The organism is Yersinia vastinensis (genome assembly GCF_902726565.1).
Lineage (GTDB): Bacteria > Pseudomonadota > Gammaproteobacteria > Enterobacterales > Enterobacteriaceae > Yersinia > Yersinia vastinensis.
The window spans coordinates 145,172-165,532 of the sequence record NZ_CACVAF010000008.1; the positions used below are offsets into that span (position 1 = coordinate 145,172).

Genomic DNA, 20,361 nt, shown 5'->3' on the forward strand with positions numbered 1-20,361 from the left:
ACTGGAGAGAAGGCGACGACTAGGGCTGATCCGAGAAATAACCGCCTAATTGCAGCGTTGTTCCATCCATAGGCTGCCTAAATGTTTGTCATGCTAGGCAGCAATTTTACTGTTACTCATGTCTTTGATACGGGAACGCTCACGCTGAACAGGAATACCTGCTGTGGCTGAAGATAGCGATCTGGAAAAAAGCGAGGAACCCACAGCCCATAAGCTGGAGAAGGCTCGCGAGAAAGGCCAGATCCCGCGCTCGCGCGAACTGACCTCGATGCTGATGCTCGGGGCCGGTTTGGCGATCTTGTGGGTCTCTGGGGAGTCGATGGCGCGACAACTTGCTGCCATGATTGCCCAAGGGTTGCATTTTGATCACGGCGTGGTGAGTGATGACAAGCAGATGCTGCGACAAATAGGCATGTTATTGAGCCAAACGTTGATGGCGCTGCTGCCGATCTTTGCCGGCTTGGTGATAGTGGCGCTGGCAGTGCCGATGTTGTTAGGTGGCGTGTTGTTTAGCGGCGAATCGATCAAATTTGATCTCAAGCGTATGAGCCTTATTTCTGGCTTGAAACGCATGTTTTCTTCTCAGGCGCTGGCCGAGTTACTCAAAGCCATTTTGAAAGCGACACTAGTCGGTTGGGTTACTGGCATTTTCCTCTGGCATAACTGGCCTGACATGATGCGGCTGATCGCCGCCCCCCCAATAGCCGCTTTAGGTGATGCACTCCACTTGATTATTTTTTGCGGATTGGTGGTGGTATTGGGGCTAACTCCGATGGTTGGGTTCGACGTGTTCTTCCAAATAACCAGCCATATTAAAAAATTGCGTATGACCAAGCAGGAAATACGCGATGAGTTCAAAGATCAAGAGGGTGACCCGCATGTGAAAGGGCGTATACGTCAACAGCAGCGGGCTATGGCCCGCCGGCGAATGATGGCCGATGTACCGAAAGCCGATGTCATCGTGACTAACCCGACACACTATGCTGTGGCACTGCAATATAACGAGGCCAAGATGAGCGCGCCCAAAGTCTTGGCGAAAGGTGCGGGCGCTGTTGCGTTACGTATCCGTGAGCTGGGTGCCGAACATCGCATTCCTTTATTAGAGGCCCCGCCGCTGGCCCGAGCATTATTCCGGCACAGCGATGTTGGCCAACATATTCCCGCCACCCTGTATGCAGCGGTGGCAGAAGTCCTTGCCTGGGTCTATCAGCTAAAACGCTGGAAGCGGGAAGGTGGGTTAATCCCGAAAAAACCTGAACATCTGCCGGTACCGGAAGGGCTGGATTTTGCAACAGAGAGTGAGACTGACTAATGGCTAACTTGGCCGCCCTGCTACGTTTACCGGGCAACTTTAAAGATACGCAGTGGCAAGTTCTTGCCGGGCCAATTCTGATCTTAATGATCTTGTCGATGATGGTGTTGCCGCTCCCACCATTCATCCTTGATTTGCTATTTACCTTCAACATTGCACTGTCCATCATGGTGCTGCTGGTTGCTATGTTTACCCAGCGCACCTTAGATTTCGCCGCATTCCCTACCATTTTGCTGTTTTCAACATTATTGCGTTTGTCGCTAAACGTGGCCTCAACTCGTATCATTCTAATGGATGGTCATACGGGGGCGGCGGCGGCGGGTCGCGTAGTTGAAGCCTTTGGTCACTTTCTGGTAGGCGGTAACTTTGCCATTGGTATCGTGGTCTTTATCATTTTGGTTATCATTAACTTTATGGTTATCACCAAAGGGGCAGGGCGTATTGCTGAAGTTGGGGCGCGTTTTGTGCTGGATGGGATGCCCGGTAAGCAGATGGCAATCGATGCGGACTTAAATGCCGGATTAATTGGTGAAGATGAGGCGAAGAAACGCCGCTCGGATGTCACCCAAGAAGCGGACTTCTATGGCTCTATGGACGGGGCGAGTAAGTTTGTTCGTGGCGATGCCGTTGCCGGGTTATTGATCATGGCTATTAACGTGGTTGGTGGTTTGCTGGTCGGGGTACTGCAGCACAATATGGCTGTCGGCCATGCGGCAGAAACCTATACGTTGCTGACCATTGGTGATGGCTTGGTGGCACAGATCCCGGCATTGGTTATCTCCACTGCGGCGGGTGTGATTGTGACTCGCGTCAGCACTGATCAGGATGTGGGCCAACAAATGGTCACCCAGTTGTTCAACAACCCAAGGGTGATGGTGTTGAGTGCCAGTGTTTTAGGCTTGTTGGGCATGGTGCCGGGAATGCCTAACTTTGTCTTCCTGCTATTTACCGCAGCCCTGCTGGCATTGGCTTGGCATTTACGCGGCAAACAAAAACAGCAACCCGCAGTGGCTGAATCCCCCGTTGTGCAAGATCAACAACAAGCCACTGAAGCAACATGGTCAGATGTTCAGTTGGAAGATCCTTTGGGGATGGAAGTGGGTTATCGCCTGATTCCAATGGTGGATTTCCAGCAAAATGGTGAGTTATTGGGCCGAATTCGCAGTATCCGTAAAAAGTTTGCCCAAGAAATGGGCTACCTGCCACCGGTCGTACATATCAGGGATAATCTGGAACTGCCCCCCGCCAGCTATCGAATATTAATGAAAGGGGTTGAAATTGGCAGTGGTGAAGCGCATCCAGGTCGCTGGTTAGCCATCAACCCAGGTAATGCCGTTGGCACATTGCCCGGCGAGGCGACCCATGATCCAGCCTTTGGTTTGGCGGCGGTGTGGATTGAAAGTGCATTACGTGAACAGGCACAGATTCAGGGCTTTACTGTGGTTGAAGCAAGTACCGTTGTTGCAACTCACCTCAATCACCTGATTAGCCAATTTGCGAGTGAACTGTTTGGTCGCCAAGAAACCCAACAACTACTGGATCGTGTCACGCAAGAGATGCCGAAGCTGACGGAAGACTTTATCCCCGGTGTCGTCACTCTCACCACGCTGCATAAGGTATTGCAGAATCTATTGATGGAGCGAGTCTCAATCCGCGATATGCGCACCATTATTGAAACTTTGGCTGAACACGCACCGAATCAAACCGATCCATACGAATTAACCGCCGTGGTGCGTGTTGCATTAGGCCGCTCTATTGCACAGCAGTGGTTTCCCGGTACTGGCGAAATTCAGGTCATTGGACTGGATGCCGCACTGGAACGCTTGTTATTGCAGGCTCTGCAAGGAGGAGGGGGGTTAGAACCGGGTCTGGCAGACCGCTTATTAGAACAAGCAAAACAGGCATTACAACGCCAAGAGATGCTGGGCGCGCCGCCAGTATTGTTGGTCAATCATGCACTCCGGGCACTATTGGCTCGTTTCCTGCGTCGCAGCTTGCCGCAGATGGTGGTGCTCTCGAATCTGGAAATTGGTGATAATCGCCAAATCCGCATGACATCCACAATAGGAGCGGCATGATGCTCATTCGTCTTTCCCCTACCATGATTGGCATTGTGCTTTCAGCCTGTTTGTTGCCATTAAGTGCAGTGGCTTCCGGTTCTTGGGTGGCGGACGATATTGGCGTGACACAGAGTTTACGGGGGGTGGCAACATCGGCCAAACCGTTAAGTTCACCAGCGGCATTGGCGCAGGAGAATGCGCGAATTGTGTCGGTAGGCTGGCGCTACCAATTGATGTCGGCCGCGCCAGCGGGGTTGCAAGTGAAGCTATGTACTCCCACCCGCTGTATGCCGCTAGAAGGGGGGAGCGGGCAAAGTCGAGGGTTGGCAGGTGAACCTGCCGCAACCCAACTGACGTTTGTATATTTTATGGCAGGTACCGGCCGAGTTAATCCGCCGCTGCAAGTGCTCAGTCACCAAGTGTTGGTCAACTACCGTTAATCACAAAAATATCGGTAATCGCAAAGAATGGCTAACCACAAAATCAGACGATAACCATATCGGGTAAATGCAGGTAAAACAGATAAGAGGGAGGGGTTTTAACGGCCTACTGTTGAGTTCTTTTGCCTGTGCCACTGCAGCTACCGACAGAGTCATGACACTACAAAAAACCAAACTAAATAATACGCGTTGTATTTTCATATAGTTTCCTCGAAACCAGACAAAGCATTGTCCGACCACGAGAGATTAACGCATCGTGAAACCAGAGAATAATCCCTTTTTTGAGTGAACAATAAGCAAAGTCATCACAACAGGTGAGAGTAGTTCGGGGCTGAGAATAGCCGCAGACATAAGCCCGAGTGGGGAAATTTATCTCTGCGGAGCACTAAATGCAGTTGTGAATAACGGCAGGAGACAACTAAATCCCGATCTTTCGGCCCAGTAAACTGGCCCCTTTAGAGTGGCCATCAGGCCCGTACAATGACTGGCTGTAGCGAGTCTTGAGCACCGCCAGAGCTTGAGCATTATGCTCAATGTGCTGTTGCAACAATAAGCCATTGTGCAGGTTGCTGTATTGGAGGCTTTCGGCTAATTCCAACATACGCTGCCAACGCACGGCCAGTTCGACCATGCTGCTATAAGGTGCTTTCATATTAACCGTTTTTTCGGTGGTGAGCCGAGTTTGATCCAGATAGGCCAAGGTTGCCAGTATTGAGCTTTTTTGTTCGGTTACACCTTGCAATACTGTCCCTTGAATCCGACCAGAGCATAGCAATTGCTGCTCTTGCGCGACCACTGTCTTCAGCAATTCCAGAAGTTCCAGTTGTTGGTCCAGATTGGTCTGTAATCTTTCCACCACCACGTATCCTTTTACGGTTAAAGATTGTTGCTATCTTTAGCTATTCTTCAAATCATCCGCGACATTTTTCAGCAGGGCATCAGCAATTTTACCGGTGTCCATGGTCAGTTGGCCTGAGCGAATAGCCGCTTTTAATGTTTCGACGCGTTCTACATTGATATCCTGACTGCCCGGTTGCATCAGTTTTGCCTGCGCATCACTCAATTTAACCTCGGTACCACTGACTTGCGTTTTTGTTTGGGTCGACGGTTTACGCGCCTGTTGCGCAATATCACTGGTTTCCCGTGGCTGCACTTGTGTTACCGGTAATAGCGGTTGAGTGCGTTCAATACTCATATTGTGTTGCTCCCTTTATAGCGGGATTGACGTTTATCGACCCGCGAGACTTTATTTTTTTACAAAAAGAATCGCGGGATTGTCACTGTGTGACCCGCAAATAACTGCATACCAAAGTTATCGGCAAAGGTTACAAAAACTTTAATCACTATAACATAATGAGAATTGTCCCATCCTCGGCCACGGTCCCACTGACGATTTGGCCCGATGGCATACGCACTCGTACGTTATCTTGAATGGCCGCATTATTCATGGCTTTGCCATTACTATTCACATTAAATCCATCACCTTGCGCTAATACTTGTACATCTTGTCCCGCCTTTATGACCCACAGGCGGCGCATCATATTGCGTGTTAGCGGTTGGCCGGCATTAATGCGCCGTAAACTTACAGCACCTTGAGCAGAATGAGGGTCCAGCAATGCACCGAGAGGCAAGGTATCGAGCCGACCTTGCTTCATCTCGATATCCTGCGGGGTAATTTTCACTCCGCTGGCGAGTTGGCGAGCCGCAACAGCATAGCGCCCGCTGACTTGTACTTGAGTCTGGATAAAGCGACGTTGCCCATCGCAACGCACGGATAGACTGATATTTCCCCAAGGGCGCGCATTGGGGGGCAGTGTGATTTCAGGCATTTCACATTGTGGCCACTGGCTCTGTGGTGTTTTGATGACAACCTTTACTTGACTGTCTTTGTCCGGATACTGTTGTTGGAAGAATTGATTTACCTGCGCAGATAAATCTGCCGCCACTGCTTGATGCGCCAGTGCCTGACTCGCCAGCAGCCCCATCGCTAATGTTATGGCGCCACTTCTTTTTATCGCCATCAATTTTCCTCTTCACCTGCACAATTTTGGCCGTTCTTTTATTACCCACAGCCTCTTTTCGCACACTAGTGTACCTGTACCGCAAGAAGGTTAAGGGGATAAATAGCGACGCATTTTGCCCTTATTCTGACGATAGGCTTCCCTGTGCGACGTTTATGCTGTCGACTCCAAATTCTAACCTTGCGGGGGGACTATGCTCGACAAACTGGACGGTGCTCTGCGTTTTCAACAAGAAGCGCTTAACTTACGCGCTCAACGACAGGAGATCCTGTCGTCCAACATTGCAAACGCAGATACACCCGGCTTTCAGGCGCGTGATATTGATTTCTCCAGCCAACTGAAAAAAGTGATGGAGCAAGGGCGTGCCAATGGTACAGGGGTGTCGCTCAGTTTAACGTCAGCCCGTCATATCCCGGCAAGCACAGTTCAGCCACCTGATCTTGATCTGTTATTCCGTGTACCAGATCAGCCATCAATGGATGGCAACACAGTGGATATGGACCGTGAACGTACCAATTTTGCCGATAACAGCCTGAAATATCAGACCGATTTGACTGTCCTTGGCAGTCAGATTAAAGGGATGATTTCAGTGTTACAACAAGGATAAGACGTATGTCTTTACTGAATATTTTTGATATTGCCGGTTCTGCATTATCAGCTCAGTCGCAGCGAATGAACGTCAGCGCCAGTAACATGGCAAACGCCGACAGTGTCACTGGCCCGGATGGTCAGCCTTATCGCGCCAAGCAAGTGGTATTTCAGGTCGCCGCTCAACCAGGGCAAGAGACGGGTGGGGTGCGAGTTTCCCAGATAGTCGATGACCCTTCGCCAGACCGTTTGGTCTTCCAACCGGGTAATCCGCTGGCCGATGCCAAGGGATATGTCCGTATGCCTAACGTAGATGTGACCGGTGAGATGGTAAACACCATTTCAGCTTCACGTAGCTATCAAGCCAACGTTGAAGTGTTGAATACGACGAAATCTCTGATGCTCAAAACACTGACATTGGGCCAATAACAGGAGCCTGCATAAATGGCTATTACCAATTCTCTGACCGATAGCGATTACGGTATCACCAGCACCACCGGGACTAGCTCGACTACCGGCAGCACCAGTCAGGATCTGCAAAACAGCTTTCTGACCCTGTTGGTCGCGCAGTTAAAGAATCAGGACCCGACCAACCCAATGCAAAACAACGAGTTGACCACGCAATTGGCGCAGATCAACACCGTGAGTGGTATTGAAAAACTGAATACAACCTTGGGTTCCATTTCCGGGCAAATCGACAGCAGCCAATCTTTGCAAGCCAGTAGCTTGATTGGTCATGGCGTGATGATCCCAGGCACCACCATATTAGCAGGCACTCAAGATGGCACGGTCACCACCACGCCATTTGGTGTTGAGCTGGAACGTTCAGCCGATAAAGTGACCGCCACTATCACTGATAGCAATGGTCTGGCAGTTCGCACCATAGAAATAGGTAGCCTGACGGCGGGCGTGCACTCCTTTACATGGGATGGCTCACTGGAAGCCGGTGGCAATGCGCCAGATGGGGCTTACACCGTGACCATTACTGCCAGCAGTGGGAGTGAATCGCTGGTTGCTACCCCACTTAGCTACGCCATTGTTAATGGTGTGACCCGCGGTAGCGATGGGTCCAAATTGGATTTGGGCATGGCGGGAACAACCACCATGGATAACATCCGTCAAATTTTGTAAGCCGAATCGTTGACGGAAGCAGCAGTAAAACAACATTACGGTGGGTCAATGATTTGCACTGACTCACCTTCATTTTTAAACGTGGCATTTGATATGTCATCAATGCTTAAGGTCTCTCATCGACCTCGAATTTAACGGAGAAGAAAATGGGCTTTTCTCAAGCAGTCAGCGGTTTGAACGCAGCGTCCAGTAATCTGGATGTGATCGGTAACAATATCGCCAACTCGGCGACCTCAGGTTTTAAAGCCGGCTCAGTTTCTTTTGCCGATATGTTCGCCGGTTCTCAAACCGGTATGGGCGTTAAAGTTGCCGGGATTACTCAGGACTTTAACGACGGCACGCCAACAACCACTAACCGCCGTCTGGATTTGGCTATCAGCCAGAGTGGTTTTTTCCGTATGCAAGACAGCAGCGGCGGCATTTACTATGCCCGCAACGGCCAGTTTAAGCTCGATGAAAACCGCAATATCGTCAATATGCAGGGCTTGAGCCTAACCGGTTACCCGGCAACAGGGACACCACCAACAGTGCAGCAAGGGGCTAACCCGATTCCGCTGTCTATCCCTCAAGATATGATGGGGGCGAAAGCGACGGAGTCCGGCAACATGGTGGCTAACTTGACCTCAACTCATGATGTCATTACCGACGCATTTGACCCAGAAAAACCAGAAACGTACAGCTTTGTTAATAACATGACCACCTTTGACAGCTTGGGCAATCGCCATGTTATCAATGTGTTCTACGTTAAAACGGGTGAAGACGCGGCGAATGGCAACACATGGTCGGTGTACACCAAAGACAGCAGTGCAACACTGGCTGATGCAAGCAAGCCACTGGACCCTACCGACCCGGCAGCCGCTTCACTGCGTGGCACGATGGTATTTGATACCAATGGTGCACTGAAAAGCGTGACGAACGGCACTGGCACTGCAAGTACCACTAACTTCAATATGACTATTCCTATGGGGGTGGTAAATGGTGCACCTGCGCAAGATTTCGCTCTGAATGTGGGCGGCAGCAAGCAGCAAAATACTGGGACTGACAGCATCGTTACCCAGAACCAGACTGGCTATGCAGCGGGTGAGTTCACTGGTTTCCAGATCAATAACGACGGCTCTGTCGTCGGGACTTATTCAAACCAACAGACTCAACTGCTCGGTCAAATTGTGCTGGTTAACTTTGCTAACCCTGAAGGTTTATCTCCTGAGGGCGATAACGTCTGGAAAGAAACCAAATCGTCTGGCAACCCAATCCTCGGCACAGCCGGTGGTGGTGGCTTCGGTACATTGACCAGCGGTGCGTTGGAGTCTTCTAACGTCGATTTGAGTAAAGAACTGGTGAACATGATTGTGGCGCAGCGCAACTATCAGTCCAATGCGCAGACCATCAAAACTCAGGATCAGATCTTACAAACTCTGGTTAACCTGCGTTAATCGAACTGACGGGATAAGCTCATGGATCACGCAATATATACCGCGATGGGGGCTGCCCGGCAATCGCTGGAGCAGCAAGCGGTCACGGCGAACAACTTGGCTAACGCCTCTACGCCGGGGTTTCGTGCACAGTTGACCGCTATGCGTGCTGTCCCAATCGACGGGCCGAGCATGCCAACCCGCACAATGGTTGTGGCATCGACCCCAGGTGTGGATATCAGTCAAGGGACCATCAACTTCAGTGGTCGCCCGCTGGATGTGGCTTTACAGCAAGATGGCTATTTGGCCGTGCAACTGCCCGATGGTACTGAAGCCTATACCCGTAACGGTAACATTCAGGTGGGGGCTAACGGGCAAATGACCGTGCAGGGTTACCCGTTAATGGGAGATAACGGCCCGATTGAAGTGCCTCCTGAAGCCGCCGTCACTATCGCTGCTGATGGCACTATCTCGGCACTGAATGCTGGCGATTCACCGAATACTATCGCTCAACTTGGCCAAATTAAGCGGGTCAGGGCAACGGCAGGTGAAGTGATGCACGGTGATGACGGTTTGTTCCATTTGACGCCCGCCGCGCAGCAAGCGCGTGGCGCTCAGTTGGCTAACGACCCGCTTATCAAAATTATGCCGGGTGTGCTGGAAGGCAGTAACGTGAAAGCGGTTGAAGCCATGACCGACATGATTGCCAATGCCCGCAGTTTCGAAATGCAGATGAAGGTCATCCACAGTGTGGATGAAAACGAACAGCGCGCTAATCAACTGTTAGCATTGGGTTAAGCGCGAAGGCGCAGAGGAATAAACCGATGATCCGATCATTATGGATTGCCAAAACCGGGCTGGATGCACAGCAAACCAACATGGATGTGATCGCCAACAACTTGGCGAACGTCAGCACCAATGGTTTTAAACGTCAGCGGGCGGTCTTTGAAGATTTGCTGTACCAAACAATGCGTCAGCCGGGGGCACAATCTTCCGAGCAGACGACATTGCCATCCGGTTTACAGATTGGTACTGGTGTTCGCCCAGTTGCCACTGAGCGTTTGCACAGTCAAGGCAACTTGTCCAAGACCGATAACACCAAAGATATCGCTATTAAAGGTGAGGGGTTCTTTCAGGTGCAGATGCCTGATGGCACCAATGCTTATACCCGCGATGGTTCCTTCCAGGTTGACCAAAATGGTCAGTTAGTGACCTCAGCCGGTTTTCCGATCCAACCGGCCATTACCATTCCGGCAAATGCATTGAGCATGACGGTTGGGCGTGACGGGATAGTCAGTGTCACCTTGCAGGGGCAAACGGCCACGCAGCAAGTTGGGCAACTGACACTGACCACCTTTATTAATAACAGTGGTCTGGAAAGTATGGGTGAGAACCTGTATCAGGAAACCGCCAGCTCCGGTGCACCGAATGATTCCACTCCGGGTCTGAACGGCGCGGGTTTGTTGTATCAAGGATATGTTGAAACATCTAACGTCAATGTGGCGGAAGAGCTGGTCAACATGATCCAGACGCAACGCGCTTATGAAATCAACAGTAAAGCGGTTTCAACTTCAGACCAGATGTTGCAAAAACTGACACAGCTGTAAATCCGCTTTCGGGGGGCGAGAGTGCCCCCTGATTGCCGCAGAATAATGAGTATTCGGGGCTGACCTTGCCAGCCTCTAACAGGTTACAGGATCGATAATCAGAGATGGATACATCGCCGCTGCGAAAATTAGGTGAGTTGAGATGGGTTGGTGCACCGTTGATGGCCATGCTGTTGCTCAATGGTTGCGCGTATATTCCGCATAAACCCTTGGTGGATGGCACGACATCTGCACAGCCAGCTCCTGCCAGTGCGCCATTACCGAATGGCTCGATTTTCCAGGCTGCTCAGCCGATGAATTATGGTTATCAGCCGCTATTCGAAGACCGTCGACCGCGTAACGTCGGTGACACCCTGACGATCACCTTGCAGGAAAATGTCAGCGCCAGCAAAAGTTCCTCAGCCAATGCCAGTCGTAATGGGTCGAGTTCCTTTGCTGTGGCAACAGCACCGCGCTATCTACAAGGTCTGCTAGGTAATGCCCGTGCTGATATGGACATTTCTGGTGACAACACCTTTGGTGGCAAGGGTGGGGCAAATGCCAATAACACCTTTAATGGCACTATCACAGTGACGGTTAACCAAGTGTTGGCTAACGGCAATTTACATGTGGTGGGTGAGAAACAGATCGCAATCAATCAGGGAACCGAATTTATCCGCTTCTCTGGGGTAGTTAACCCACGCACCATCAGCGGCAGCAATACAGTGACCTCAACACAGGTCGCTGATGCGCGCATCGAGTATGTGGGCAATGGTTATATCAATGAAGCGCAGACCATGGGCTGGTTGCAGCGGTTCTTCCTTAATATTTCGCCGTACTAAGAGGCCCACCAATGCGTAAACCGTCACTTGTCACACTGTTTGTTGTACAGCTTGTTGCGTTCATTTCGTTGCTGTCATTACCGGCGTCAGCTGAACGTATTCGCGATTTGGTGACCGTTCAAGGGGTGCGTGATAACGCGTTGATCGGTTATGGCCTGGTGGTGGGTTTGGATGGTTCCGGTGACCAGACCATGCAGACGCCGTTCACCACGCAAAGTTTAAGCAACATGTTGTCGCAATTGGGGATAACAGTACCGCCGGGCACCAATATGCAGCTTAAAAACGTGGCTGCAGTGATGGTGACCGCTAAGTTACCAGCCTTTTCCCGCGCCGGACAAACCATCGATGTGGTGGTTTCCTCAATGGGGAACGCTAAGAGTATCCGCGGCGGCACACTACTGATGACACCACTAAAAGGGGTCGATAATCAGGTTTATGCACTGGCTCAAGGGAATGTCTTGGTGGGGGGCGCCGGTGCCTCCTCCGGGGGCAGCAGCGTGCAGGTCAACCAATTGACTGGCGGGCGAATCAGCAACGGTGCCACTATCGAGCGTGAACTGCCGACGACCTTTGGTACTGATGGGGTGATTAATCTTCAGTTGAATAACGAAGACTTCACCCTAGCGCAGCAGGTGAGTGATGCCATTAACCGTCAGCGTGGTTTTGGTTCAGCAACCGCTATTGATGCTCGTACCATTCAAGTGTTGGTGCCGCGCGGCAGCAGTTCGCAAGTCCGTTTTCTGGCTGATATTCAAAACATTCCCGTCAATGTCGACGCGGGTGATGCAAAAGTGATTATCAACTCCCGTACCGGCTCCGTTGTTATGAACCGCAACGTGATGCTGGACTCTTGTGCGGTGGCACAAGGTAACTTGTCCGTAGTGGTTGACCGGCAAAACATCGTTAGCCAGCCGGATACGCCATTTGGTGGTGGCCAGACGGTGGTAACACCGAACACCCAGATTTCTGTTCAGCAACAAGGCGGTGCACTGCAGCGTGTCAATGCCAGCCCGAACTTGAACAATGTGGTGCGTGCCTTGAACTCGCTGGGGGCAACACCTATCGATTTGATGTCTATCTTGCAGGCGATGCAAAGTGCCGGTTGCTTACGGGCTAAATTGGAAATTATCTAATGAGTGATTTGATGGCAATGTCCGGTACAGCCAATGACATGTTCGGGGCGGCTTATGACGCCCAGTCACTGAATGCGTTGAAACGCGATGCAGCAAGAGATCCGCAGGGGAACCTGAAGCAGGTTGCTCAACAGGTAGAAGGCATGTTTGTGCAGATGATGCTCAAAAGCATGCGCTCTGCCTTGCCGCAAGATGGCGTGATGAACAGTGATCAAACCCGGCTTTATACCTCGATGTATGACCAACAAATCGCACAGCAAATGTCGGTCAAAGGACTCGGTCTGGCAGATATGATGGTGGAGCAGCTTTCTGGTTCAACCTCACCAAGTGAAACCGCCGGTACAGTGCCGATGATGCTGGACAATGAAGTTCTACAAACGTTGCCAACACAGGCATTGGAACAAATGGTACGTCGGGCCATGCCAACGCCGCCGGCCAATAATGCGGCATCATTGCCGCAAGGCACCGGCAGTTTCGTGGCGCGAATGTCTATTCCGGCGCAAATCGCCAGTCAGCAAAGCGGCATTCCTCACCAGCTTATCGTGGCACAGGCTGCGCTGGAGTCAGGTTGGGGCCAGCGTGAGATTCCAACCCATGATGGCAAGACCAGCTATAACGTCTTTGGGATTAAAGCGGGCAGTAACTGGGATGGTCCAGTCAGTGAAATTACCACCACCGAATATGAACAGGGTGTAGCGAAGAAAACCAAAGCACGCTTTAGGGTGTATGGCTCTTATGTCGAAGCGGTCAGTGATTATGTCAAATTGCTGACTCAAAACCCGCGCTACGCCAATGTGGCCGCAGCTCAAAGCCCAGAACAAGGGGCGCATGCCCTACAAAAAGCCGGTTATGCTACTGACCCACAATATGCCCAAAAATTGGTCAGTGTCATCCAGCAGATGAAGAGTGCCGGGGAGCAGGCGGTGAAGGCTTATAGTAGCGACTTAAGCCAGCTCTTCTAAGAATCCCTTCGTATTTGAAGTTGCAGGGGCGTTTGCTTGCCGCCTACCGGCAACCCCAATTATTTTGGGATTAAAGCCGAGTTTGGACCCACATTTTTACTCAAGTTATCAAAAGTCTGGTCGATAACCTTTACAGGCTGTGCGGGGGCTTCGGTTTCCTCAGGCAGTATCCCAATATTAATAAACGCAGGTTCGCGAGAGTTATCGCCTGCTGTAAAAGGATTTCTTCATGTCCAATAGTTTAATGAATACTGCGATGAGTGGTCTGAGCGCAGCACAATATGCCCTGAGCACCGTCAGTAATAACATCACCAATTATCAGGTGGCAGGCTATAACCGCCAGAACACCATTTTTGCGCAAAACGGCGGAACGTTAAGCCCTGCGGGTTTTATTGGTAACGGTGTGACGGTGACGGGTGTTAACCGCGAATATAACTCTTTTATTACCAATCAATTGCGTTCTGCACAGACTCAAAGCAGTGGGTTGACGACCTATTATCAGCAAATATCGCAAATTGATAATTTGCTCTCTAACACGTCCAATAACCTCTCAACGACGATGCAGGATTTCTTTAGCAACCTGCAAAACTTGGTCAGTAATGCCGATGATGATTCGGCACGCAAGACTGTACTCGGCAAGGCTGAAGGGCTTGTTAACCAATTCCAGAATGCCGATAAATACCTGCGCGATATGGATACGGGCGTCAATCAGAAGATCACTGAAAGTGTCGCGAAAATTAATAACTATGCCGATCAAATCGCTAAGTTAAATGACCAGATAACCCGTCTGCGTGGCAGCAGTGGTAGCGAACCGAACGCCTTACTGGATCAACGCGACCAGCTTGTGACCGAGCTGAATCAGATTGTCGGCGTGACAGTCACGCAACAAGATGGTGATGCTTATAACGTCTCATTTGCTAACGGCTTGCCGTTGGTTCAAGGGCCAACGTCTTACCAAGTGGAAGCGATGCCTTCCAGCGCGGATGCAACACGTTTATCCATTGGCTACAAATATGGTAGCGGCACCACGCTGGAAGTCGATGAAAGTCGTTTGATGACCGGCAGTCTTGGTGGCACGTTAAAATTCCGCAGTGAAGCACTGGACAGTGCGCGCAATCAACTAGGTCAACTGGCTTTGGTGATGGCTGATAGCTTCAATACTCAGCACAAAGCCGGGTTTGATTCCAACGGTGATGTGGGTACTGACTTCTTTAGTTTTGCCGAACCGACTACGTTGAAAAATTCAAGAAATCAGGGTGATGCTAGCCTGACGGTCTCTTATACCGATACTTCAAAAGTCAAAGCCAGTGATTATAGCGTTGAGTTTGATGGGACTGACTGGCAGGTGACTCGCTTATCGGATAACACCAAGGTGGCGGCCAGCCCGGTGAAGGATGCGAGTGGTAACACGACCGGCTTAAGCTTTGATGGCGTTGCTGTCAGTATTGATAATGGTACTAATGGTGCGCAAGCCAGAGATAAATTTACTGTAAAAACAGTTTCTAACGTAGCGGCTAATTTGCAGGTTGCAATTACAGACTCCAGTAAAATTGCAGCTGCGGGCACCGCGGCAGGTGGCGAGAGTGATAACGTCAATGCCCAAGCGTTAATGGATCTGCAAACCAAAAAATTGGTGGACGGTAAAGCAACTCTTTCTGGCGCTTATGCCGGATTGGTCAGCACCGTCGGTAACCAGACGAACACCGCGAAAACCAACAGTACGGCGCAGGCCAATATTGTGACTCAGTTGACCGCCGAGCAGCAGTCTATTTCCGGGGTGAACTTGGATGAAGAGTACGGTGACCTTCAGCGTTTCCAACAATATTATTTGGCGAACGCACAAGTCATGCAGACCGCGTCAACATTATTCAGTGCATTGCTGGATATCCGCGGTTAATTTTTTATCTGCGGCAAAGTGATATGCCGCTACTTATCTTCTTTCGAGCTAAGTCAGTCTGTTTACTGACTTAGCTGTTGCTAAAAGGAACTGACATTGTGCGCTTAAGTACCAGCATGATTTATCAGCAAACTATGCAGGGCGTCACTAATGCCCAATCCCTTTGGATGCAGTCGGGTCAACAACTGTCTACCGGTAAACGGGTTGTGAACCCCTCGGATGACCCAATGTCGGCGTCCCAAGCGGTTATGGTTTCACAGTCTGAAGCTGAAAATAGTCAATATACCTTGGCACGTAGTTTTGCCCGCCAAAGTTCCTCATTAGAGACCACGGTTCTTGCACAAGCGACAACCACTATCCAGTCAATTCAAAGCATCATCATCAGTGCTAAGAGCGATATTCTAAGTGACGATGACCGTGCCTCCTATGCGACACAGTTACAGGGTTTAAAAGATCAGCTCCTCAATCAGGCAAACTCTAAGGATGGTAACGGCCGCTATATGTTTGGTGGGTTTAAAAGTGACAAGGCTCCTTTTGTGGTCAGCGCGACAGGTGAAGTGACTTACGCGGGGAGCGATACAGCAATTACACAGAAAGTCGATTCGAACCGTTCCATGACAGTAGGGCATACGGGTTCTAGCATATTTATGGCATTAACCAGTAATGCGAAACCAGAACCTGATGATGTCAATGGTGATCCGGTAGCCTCTGAAGCCAATATCTTTAATACGATAGATACGGTATTAAATTCGTTGAAGACGCCTTTACAAGGCGCAACGGATGAGGTTAAAGCGCAGGCAACAGCTGATATGGATAAAGGTATCCGTGGTATGGCTAACTCACTGAATAATGTCTTATCTGTGCAAGCAGAGATTGGGACTCAGTTGCAGGAGTTAGACAACCTGGATAGCTTAGGTGCAGACCGTACTTTGATCAATAAACAACGGTTAAGTGACTTGGTTGATGTGGATTGGAACTCTGCTATCTCTTCATATGTCATGCAACAAGCCGCATTGCAGGCATCCTACACGACATTTACCAATATGCAGGGCATGTCTCTGTTCCAACTGAATAAATAATCCGTCGACGACTGTGGGGTTCGCCCCACAGTATCTCAGCTTGCCAATCCGCTTAATACACCCGCCAGACGGTCAAAAAACTCACTAAACAGATGCTCGGCAAACGGTGCTAACAGCGGCATAACCAGCCCCAACGAAATAATACCGACCGTCAAGGTCAGTGGGAAACCGATGACGAACACAGAGAGTTGTGGCGTCATACGATTTAGCATCCCCAATGCCATGTTTAAGGTGAGTAGCAACGTAATCAGTGGTAAGGCCAGCATCAAACCATTCATGAAGATCAATGAACCTGCCTGCGTCAATGCCAGAAATCCATTGCCATTGAGTGGTTCGAACTGGATAGGTAAGGTATGAAAACTGTCTGCCAGCAATGAAATCAGCCACAAATGTCCATCAAAGGTGAGAAATAACAGCATCGCCAGCAGGTTCAATAACCGGGCGAGAACCGGCATGTTTGGCCCTCCCGAGGGGTCAAAGAATGTGGCAAAAGAAAGCCCCATTTGCAAGCCAATCACTTCACCTGCCAGGCGGATAGCGGCAAAAGCAAATTGCATGGTTAAGCCGATAGCCACCCCAATCAAGACTTGTTGGGCTGCAACCCACACCGCACCGGCGGAGACGAGGGGAATATTGACCGGTGGCAGAGAAGGGGCAATCAGAAAGGTAATTAATACCGCCAAACCCACTTTGACCTTGCGGTTTATCTGCTTCTCACTGAGTACTGGGGCGGTGGTGATCAGTGCCAGTATGCGGATTAATGGCCAGAAGTATTGGCTGACCCAAAGGCTCAGTTGCGTGGCGTCGAGGGGGATCATTATTACCCGATCAACGTCGGCAGACTGGTGAATAAATTGCGCATATAGTCGAGTATCAGGCTCAACATCCACGGGCCTGCAATCACCATGGTGGTGAATACGGCCAGTATTTTCGGGATAAATGACAATGTCATTTCGTTAATCTGTGTTGCTGCCTGCAATAGGCTTACAATCAAACCGCTGATCAGCGCAGCCAATAATAGTGGTGCCGCCAATGCAAGGGCGATTTTCATTGCCTCGACGCCGAGTGCCATTACCGATTCTGGTGTCATGACGAGTCCCCCTTGCTTAAATGTGATGGATAAAAACGTAATTTGTTTCTCGGTGATAAAACATCATCAACTATAAAAACTCTGCGCCAACGAGCCTAATAACAGTTGCCAGCCATCAACCAAGACAAACAGCATCAACTTGAAGGGGAGCGAAATACTGGCAGGAGGAACCATCATCATCCCTAGGGCCATCAGCACACTGGCGACCACCAAGTCGATAATTAAAAATGGAATAAAAACGGTAAAGCCAATTTGGAATGCGGTTTTCAACTCACTGGTGACATACGCTGGCAGCAAAATACGCATAGGAACGACTTCCGGCCCTTCCAATGGTGGAAGGTTTGCCAGCCGTGCATACAGTGCTAAGTCTGACTCGCGTGTTTGGCGCAGCATAAATTCACGTAACGGTTGCGAACCTTTATCCATCGCGACTTCCATACTTATCTTGTCTTGGCTAAAAGGCAGATAGGCATCCTGATACACTTTGTCGAATACCGGCGACATAATGAAGAACGTCAGAAATAGAGCTAACCCCAGCATGACTTGATTGGGGGGGCGGATGGAGTACCTAAGGCGTTGCGCAGCAAACCGAGTACAATAATGATGCGTGTAAAACTGGTCATCATCAGCAACGCGGCGGGCAGGAAACTCAGTGTGGTAATAAAAACGAGTGTCTGCACCGGTAACGACCAACTTTGCCCACCATTTGCTAAAGGCTGGCTAATAATACCGGGCAGTTGAGCAAATGCTGCTGGAGAGCAGAAAAGGATGAGCAGCAGAGCGGCTTTATTCAGAAGCGGACGCAGGGACATCATGCCGATTTTTCCGGATGTTTCAATTTTTTGTTAAACAGATGGTTATTCAGTAGTTGGCGAAAATCAGCCGGTTTTGCTGAGTCTGACGACGGCGCGGTATGTGTCTCGTCAACAGGAGGGCGCGGCAATGTATGAAGTGGCGTCACATTTTGTGCGGTGACGCCTAATACTAGCCAAGTATTATCGACTTCGACCACCACCACTCGTTCACGCTGACCCACCTGACAACTGGCGCGAACATTTAATAGTTTATTGTTGCGCGCCTGTGGCGCAAAACCTAAACGGCGAACCAACCAGGCGGCACACAAAATCAACAGTAAAATGCCCCCTAAGACCGAGCCAACTTGCGTGAGCACCGAACCTGCGGGCATGGCTGGCGCAGCTTGCTGCGTGGCAACACCCGGATGGCTGGTAGCAAACCCCGTCACCGGTGTTTGCGTAGTGATTGCTGGCGGGGTAATAGCTGGCTGATTCACTTGCGTAGCATTCATTTGTGCCGAATGCACTATTACCGGGACATCGGTTCCAGTGGATGAATCAGTTAGCGTTGCTGCCACGGTTTGCGCTGCGGTCATTAGCGACTCAGACGACGCATACGTTCTGATGGGGTAATAATGTCAGTGATACGCACGCCGTACTTATCCGCCACGACCACCACTTCACCCTGAGCAATCAGATAACCGTTAATCAAGATATCCAGTGGTTCGCCCGCTAAACCATCAAGGGAAACCACCGAGCCTTGTGACAGGCGCAGCAACTCTTTGATAGTCATTTTGGTGCGCCCCAGCTCCACTGTTAGCTTCACCGGGATATCCAGAATCAAGTCGATATCCTGCAAGTTACCCAGTGCGTCCGGTGCTTCCAGTGATTTAAATACGCCTTCGGTTGTGGCCGTTGGTTTATCCGCCGCTTGCTGCTCATTAAACGCATCAGCCCACAGATCATCCACGGATTCCTTTCCATCATCAGACGGAAGCTTAGGGTCACTCATTGGGCTGTTCCTCATTCAGAGCATTCAAAATAGGGTTAATCAAATGTTCAACACGTAGGGCATATTGCCCGTTTAATGTCCCGTACTGACTGGTCAGTACCGGTACGCCGTCGACATGACCAATCAGTCGATCCGGTTTATCTATAGGGAGCACATCCCCGGGTTGCAGCTTGAGTATCTGCGACAATCTGAGCGGGATATCGACAAAATTAGCGACCAGCTCTAGCTCTGAATGCTGAACTTGTTTAACCAGCGTTTCACGCCAATGGCTATCTTCCTGACGGGAGTTTTCCAGTGGTGGATTGGTCAACAGTTCGCGCAATGGCTCAATCATGGCAAACGGAATACAGATGTTAAACTCACCACTCAACGCGCCAATTTCCACGTGGAAAGGGGTTGTCACCACAATATCGTTAGGGGAGGTGGTGATATTGGTAAACTTCACCTGTATTTCAGAACGGACATATTCCACATCTATTTTATAGATAGGCGCCCAAGCATCGCGGTAAGCATCCAGCGCCAGCCGTAACATCCGATTGATAACGCGTTGTTCGGTATGCGTAAATTCACGGCCTTCCACTTTTGTCGGGAAACGGCCATCACCGCCAAACAGGTTATCAACGGCGATAAACACCAAACTTGGGGCGAAAACAAACAGCGCCGTACCGCGTAAGGGTTTCAAATGTATTAGGTTGAGGTTGGTGGGCACCGGCAGATTTCGAGCAAAATCATGGTATGGCTGAATTTTGATCGGCCCCACCGTGATATCGGGACTGCGACGCAATAGGTTAAACAGCCCCATTCGGAACTGACGAGCAAACCGCTCATTAATGATCTCCAACGCATGTAGGCGCTCACGCACCACACGTCGCTGGGTCGTTGGATCATAAGGTTTAACGTCTGTCTCGTTACCTATCACAGCCTCGGGTTCATCACCTCCGCTGTCACCGTTTAACAGTGCGTCAATCTCTGCTTGTGAAAGAATGCTATCGCCCATAATGA

General features: G+C 50.3%; 22 protein-coding genes and 1 pseudogene. 14 read left to right on the plus strand and 9 right to left on the minus strand.

Annotation, left to right across the window (positions count from 1 at the left end):
• The first annotated feature begins 163 nt into the window (after positions 1–163).
• Genes flhB through HUZ92_RS13665 form a run of 3 tightly spaced genes read left to right on the plus strand, consistent with a single transcriptional unit; the run spans position 164 to position 3,812 of the window.
• The gene (gene flhB, locus HUZ92_RS13655) at positions 164–1,312 is read left to right on the plus strand and encodes a flagellar biosynthesis protein FlhB (RefSeq protein WP_050098364.1); all 1,149 of its coding nucleotides are present in this window, start codon (positions 164–166) and stop codon (positions 1,310–1,312) included.
• The gene (flhA, locus tag HUZ92_RS13660) at positions 1,312–3,390 is read left to right on the plus strand and encodes a flagellar biosynthesis protein FlhA (RefSeq protein ID WP_050098363.1); all 2,079 of its coding nucleotides are present in this window, start codon (positions 1,312–1,314) and stop codon (positions 3,388–3,390) included. Before flhB ends, flhA begins: the two co-directional genes overlap by 1 nt.
• Positions 3,390–3,812 carry a flagellar protein FlhE gene (locus HUZ92_RS13665; protein ID WP_050140806.1) on the plus strand — a complete coding sequence of 141 codons (423 nt, stop codon included), beginning with the start codon at positions 3,390–3,392 and terminating at the stop codon, positions 3,810–3,812. Before flhA ends, HUZ92_RS13665 begins: the two co-directional genes overlap by 1 nt.
• A 418-nt stretch (positions 3,813–4,230) precedes the next feature.
• Here HUZ92_RS13665 and HUZ92_RS13670 read toward each other — a convergent pair whose 3' ends face one another.
• From HUZ92_RS13670 to flgA, 3 genes are all read right to left on the minus strand, one after another.
• Entirely contained in the window at positions 4,231–4,671 is a 441-nt protein-coding gene (locus tag HUZ92_RS13670) for a flagella synthesis protein FlgN (protein ID WP_050098361.1), read from the minus strand.
• A 36-nt stretch (positions 4,672–4,707) separates the two neighbouring features.
• A complete protein-coding gene (gene flgM / locus HUZ92_RS13675; protein WP_050098360.1) occupies positions 4,708–5,007 on the minus strand; it encodes a flagellar biosynthesis anti-sigma factor FlgM in 300 nt (99 codons plus the stop codon).
• Positions 5,008–5,155: 148 nt separating this feature from the next.
• Positions 5,156–5,833 (minus strand): flagellar basal body P-ring formation chaperone FlgA, encoded by a 678-nt coding sequence (gene flgA / locus HUZ92_RS13680; RefSeq protein WP_050098359.1) that lies wholly within the window; start codon positions 5,831–5,833, stop codon positions 5,156–5,158.
• Positions 5,834–6,026: 193 nt separating this feature from the next.
• Between flgA and flgB the strand changes: the two genes are divergently transcribed.
• The 11 genes from flgB to flgL all read left to right on the plus strand — a co-directional run bounded on the left by flgB (position 6,027) and on the right by flgL (position 16,463).
• The gene (flgB, locus tag HUZ92_RS13685) at positions 6,027–6,440 is read left to right on the plus strand and encodes a flagellar basal body rod protein FlgB (RefSeq protein ID WP_050098358.1); all 414 of its coding nucleotides are present in this window, start codon (positions 6,027–6,029) and stop codon (positions 6,438–6,440) included.
• Between the two features lie 5 nt (positions 6,441–6,445).
• Positions 6,446–6,850 carry a flagellar basal body rod protein FlgC gene (flgC, locus tag HUZ92_RS13690; RefSeq protein ID WP_050098357.1) on the plus strand — a complete coding sequence of 135 codons (405 nt, stop codon included), beginning with the start codon at positions 6,446–6,448 and terminating at the stop codon, positions 6,848–6,850.
• 15 nt (positions 6,851–6,865) lie between these two features.
• Entirely contained in the window at positions 6,866–7,552 is a 687-nt protein-coding gene (gene flgD / locus HUZ92_RS13695; protein ID WP_050098356.1) for a flagellar hook assembly protein FlgD, read from the plus strand.
• A 146-nt stretch (positions 7,553–7,698) separates the two neighbouring features.
• Positions 7,699–8,985 (plus strand): flagellar hook protein FlgE, encoded by a 1,287-nt coding sequence (flgE, locus tag HUZ92_RS13700; RefSeq protein ID WP_050098355.1) that lies wholly within the window; start codon positions 7,699–7,701, stop codon positions 8,983–8,985.
• Between the two features lie 21 nt (positions 8,986–9,006).
• Positions 9,007–9,762 (plus strand): flagellar basal body rod protein FlgF, encoded by a 756-nt coding sequence (locus tag HUZ92_RS13705; protein ID WP_050098354.1) that lies wholly within the window; start codon positions 9,007–9,009, stop codon positions 9,760–9,762.
• Positions 9,763–9,788: 26 nt separating this feature from the next.
• On the plus strand, positions 9,789–10,571 hold the full coding sequence (gene flgG, locus HUZ92_RS13710) for a flagellar basal-body rod protein FlgG (protein WP_050098353.1): 783 nt from the start codon (positions 9,789–9,791) through the stop codon (positions 10,569–10,571).
• A gap of 104 nt (positions 10,572–10,675) precedes the next feature.
• Positions 10,676–11,392 (plus strand): flagellar basal body L-ring protein FlgH, encoded by a 717-nt coding sequence (flgH, locus tag HUZ92_RS13715; protein WP_050098352.1) that lies wholly within the window; start codon positions 10,676–10,678, stop codon positions 11,390–11,392.
• Between the two features lie 11 nt (positions 11,393–11,403).
• Entirely contained in the window at positions 11,404–12,525 is a 1,122-nt protein-coding gene (locus tag HUZ92_RS13720; protein WP_050098351.1) for a flagellar basal body P-ring protein FlgI, read from the plus strand.
• Positions 12,525–13,487: a flagellar assembly peptidoglycan hydrolase FlgJ gene (gene flgJ / locus HUZ92_RS13725; protein ID WP_050098350.1), complete on the plus strand. Its 963-nt coding sequence runs from the start codon at positions 12,525–12,527 to the stop codon at positions 13,485–13,487. The genes HUZ92_RS13720 and flgJ overlap by 1 nt, the downstream gene beginning before the upstream one ends.
• A 229-nt stretch (positions 13,488–13,716) precedes the next feature.
• On the plus strand, positions 13,717–15,384 hold the full coding sequence (gene flgK, locus HUZ92_RS13730) for a flagellar hook-associated protein FlgK (protein WP_050098349.1): 1,668 nt from the start codon (positions 13,717–13,719) through the stop codon (positions 15,382–15,384).
• Between the two features lie 98 nt (positions 15,385–15,482).
• Positions 15,483–16,463, plus strand: coding sequence for a flagellar hook-associated protein FlgL (flgL, locus tag HUZ92_RS13735; protein ID WP_050098348.1), 981 nt, complete (start codon positions 15,483–15,485; stop codon positions 16,461–16,463).
• Positions 16,464–16,498: 35 nt separating this feature from the next.
• Here the strand turns inward: flgL and fliR are convergent, their stop codons facing one another.
• The 6 genes and pseudogenes from fliR to fliM form a co-directional block, all read right to left on the minus strand.
• The gene (fliR, locus tag HUZ92_RS13740) at positions 16,499–17,281 is read right to left on the minus strand and encodes a flagellar biosynthetic protein FliR (RefSeq protein WP_145579739.1); all 783 of its coding nucleotides are present in this window, start codon (positions 17,279–17,281) and stop codon (positions 16,499–16,501) included.
• Positions 17,282–17,283: 2 nt separating this feature from the next.
• A complete protein-coding gene (gene fliQ / locus HUZ92_RS13745) occupies positions 17,284–17,553 on the minus strand; it encodes a flagellar biosynthesis protein FliQ (protein ID WP_019210355.1) in 270 nt (89 codons plus the stop codon).
• A gap of 66 nt (positions 17,554–17,619) precedes the next feature.
• Positions 17,620–18,368, minus strand: a pseudogene (gene fliP, locus HUZ92_RS13750) (flagellar type III secretion system pore protein FliP).
• Positions 18,365–18,859: a flagellar biosynthetic protein FliO gene (gene fliO / locus HUZ92_RS13755; protein ID WP_230678339.1), complete on the minus strand. Its 495-nt coding sequence runs from the start codon at positions 18,857–18,859 to the stop codon at positions 18,365–18,367. Before fliO ends, fliP begins: the two are co-directional and overlap by 4 nt.
• A gap of 83 nt (positions 18,860–18,942) precedes the next feature.
• Positions 18,943–19,359, minus strand: coding sequence for a flagellar motor switch protein FliN (gene fliN, locus HUZ92_RS13760; RefSeq protein ID WP_050098344.1), 417 nt, complete (start codon positions 19,357–19,359; stop codon positions 18,943–18,945).
• Positions 19,352–20,356, minus strand: coding sequence for a flagellar motor switch protein FliM (gene fliM / locus HUZ92_RS13765; protein ID WP_050098343.1), 1,005 nt, complete (start codon positions 20,354–20,356; stop codon positions 19,352–19,354). Before fliM ends, fliN begins: the two co-directional genes overlap by 8 nt.
• Positions 20,357–20,361 lie beyond the last annotated feature (5 nt).

Bases quoted from the DNA above. Each gene is read 5' to 3' on its own strand.
- fliQ (WP_019210355.1), bottom strand. From the start codon at position 17,553: ATGACACCAGAATCGGTAATGGCACTCGGCGTCGAGGCAATGAAAATC.
- HUZ92_RS13705 (WP_050098354.1), top strand. From the start codon at position 9,007: ATGGATCACGCAATATATACCGCGATGGGGGCTGCCCGGCAATCGCTG.
- flgJ (WP_050098350.1), top strand. From the start codon at position 12,525: ATGAGTGATTTGATGGCAATGTCCGGTACAGCCAATGACATGTTCGGG.
- flgC (WP_050098357.1), top strand. From the start codon at position 6,446: ATGTCTTTACTGAATATTTTTGATATTGCCGGTTCTGCATTATCAGCT.
- flgD (WP_050098356.1), top strand. From the start codon at position 6,866: ATGGCTATTACCAATTCTCTGACCGATAGCGATTACGGTATCACCAGC.
- flgE (WP_050098355.1), top strand. From the start codon at position 7,699: ATGGGCTTTTCTCAAGCAGTCAGCGGTTTGAACGCAGCGTCCAGTAAT.
- fliN (WP_050098344.1), bottom strand. From the start codon at position 19,359: ATGAGTGACCCTAAGCTTCCGTCTGATGATGGAAAGGAATCCGTGGAT.
- flgB (WP_050098358.1), top strand. From the start codon at position 6,027: ATGCTCGACAAACTGGACGGTGCTCTGCGTTTTCAACAAGAAGCGCTT.
- flgG (WP_050098353.1), top strand. From the start codon at position 9,789: ATGATCCGATCATTATGGATTGCCAAAACCGGGCTGGATGCACAGCAA.
- flgM (WP_050098360.1), bottom strand. From the start codon at position 5,007: ATGAGTATTGAACGCACTCAACCGCTATTACCGGTAACACAAGTGCAG.
- HUZ92_RS13720 (WP_050098351.1), top strand. From the start codon at position 11,404: ATGCGTAAACCGTCACTTGTCACACTGTTTGTTGTACAGCTTGTTGCG.
- flgK (WP_050098349.1), top strand. From the start codon at position 13,717: ATGTCCAATAGTTTAATGAATACTGCGATGAGTGGTCTGAGCGCAGCA.
- HUZ92_RS13665 (WP_050140806.1), top strand. From the start codon at position 3,390: ATGCTCATTCGTCTTTCCCCTACCATGATTGGCATTGTGCTTTCAGCC.
- fliO (WP_230678339.1), bottom strand. From the start codon at position 18,859: ATGAATGCTACGCAAGTGAATCAGCCAGCTATTACCCCGCCAGCAATC.
- fliR (WP_145579739.1), bottom strand. From the start codon at position 17,281: ATGATCCCCCTCGACGCCACGCAACTGAGCCTTTGGGTCAGCCAATAC.
- flhA (WP_050098363.1), top strand. From the start codon at position 1,312: ATGGCTAACTTGGCCGCCCTGCTACGTTTACCGGGCAACTTTAAAGAT.
- fliM (WP_050098343.1), bottom strand. From the start codon at position 20,356: ATGGGCGATAGCATTCTTTCACAAGCAGAGATTGACGCACTGTTAAAC.
- flgA (WP_050098359.1), bottom strand. From the start codon at position 5,833: ATGGCGATAAAAAGAAGTGGCGCCATAACATTAGCGATGGGGCTGCTG.
- flgH (WP_050098352.1), top strand. From the start codon at position 10,676: ATGGATACATCGCCGCTGCGAAAATTAGGTGAGTTGAGATGGGTTGGT.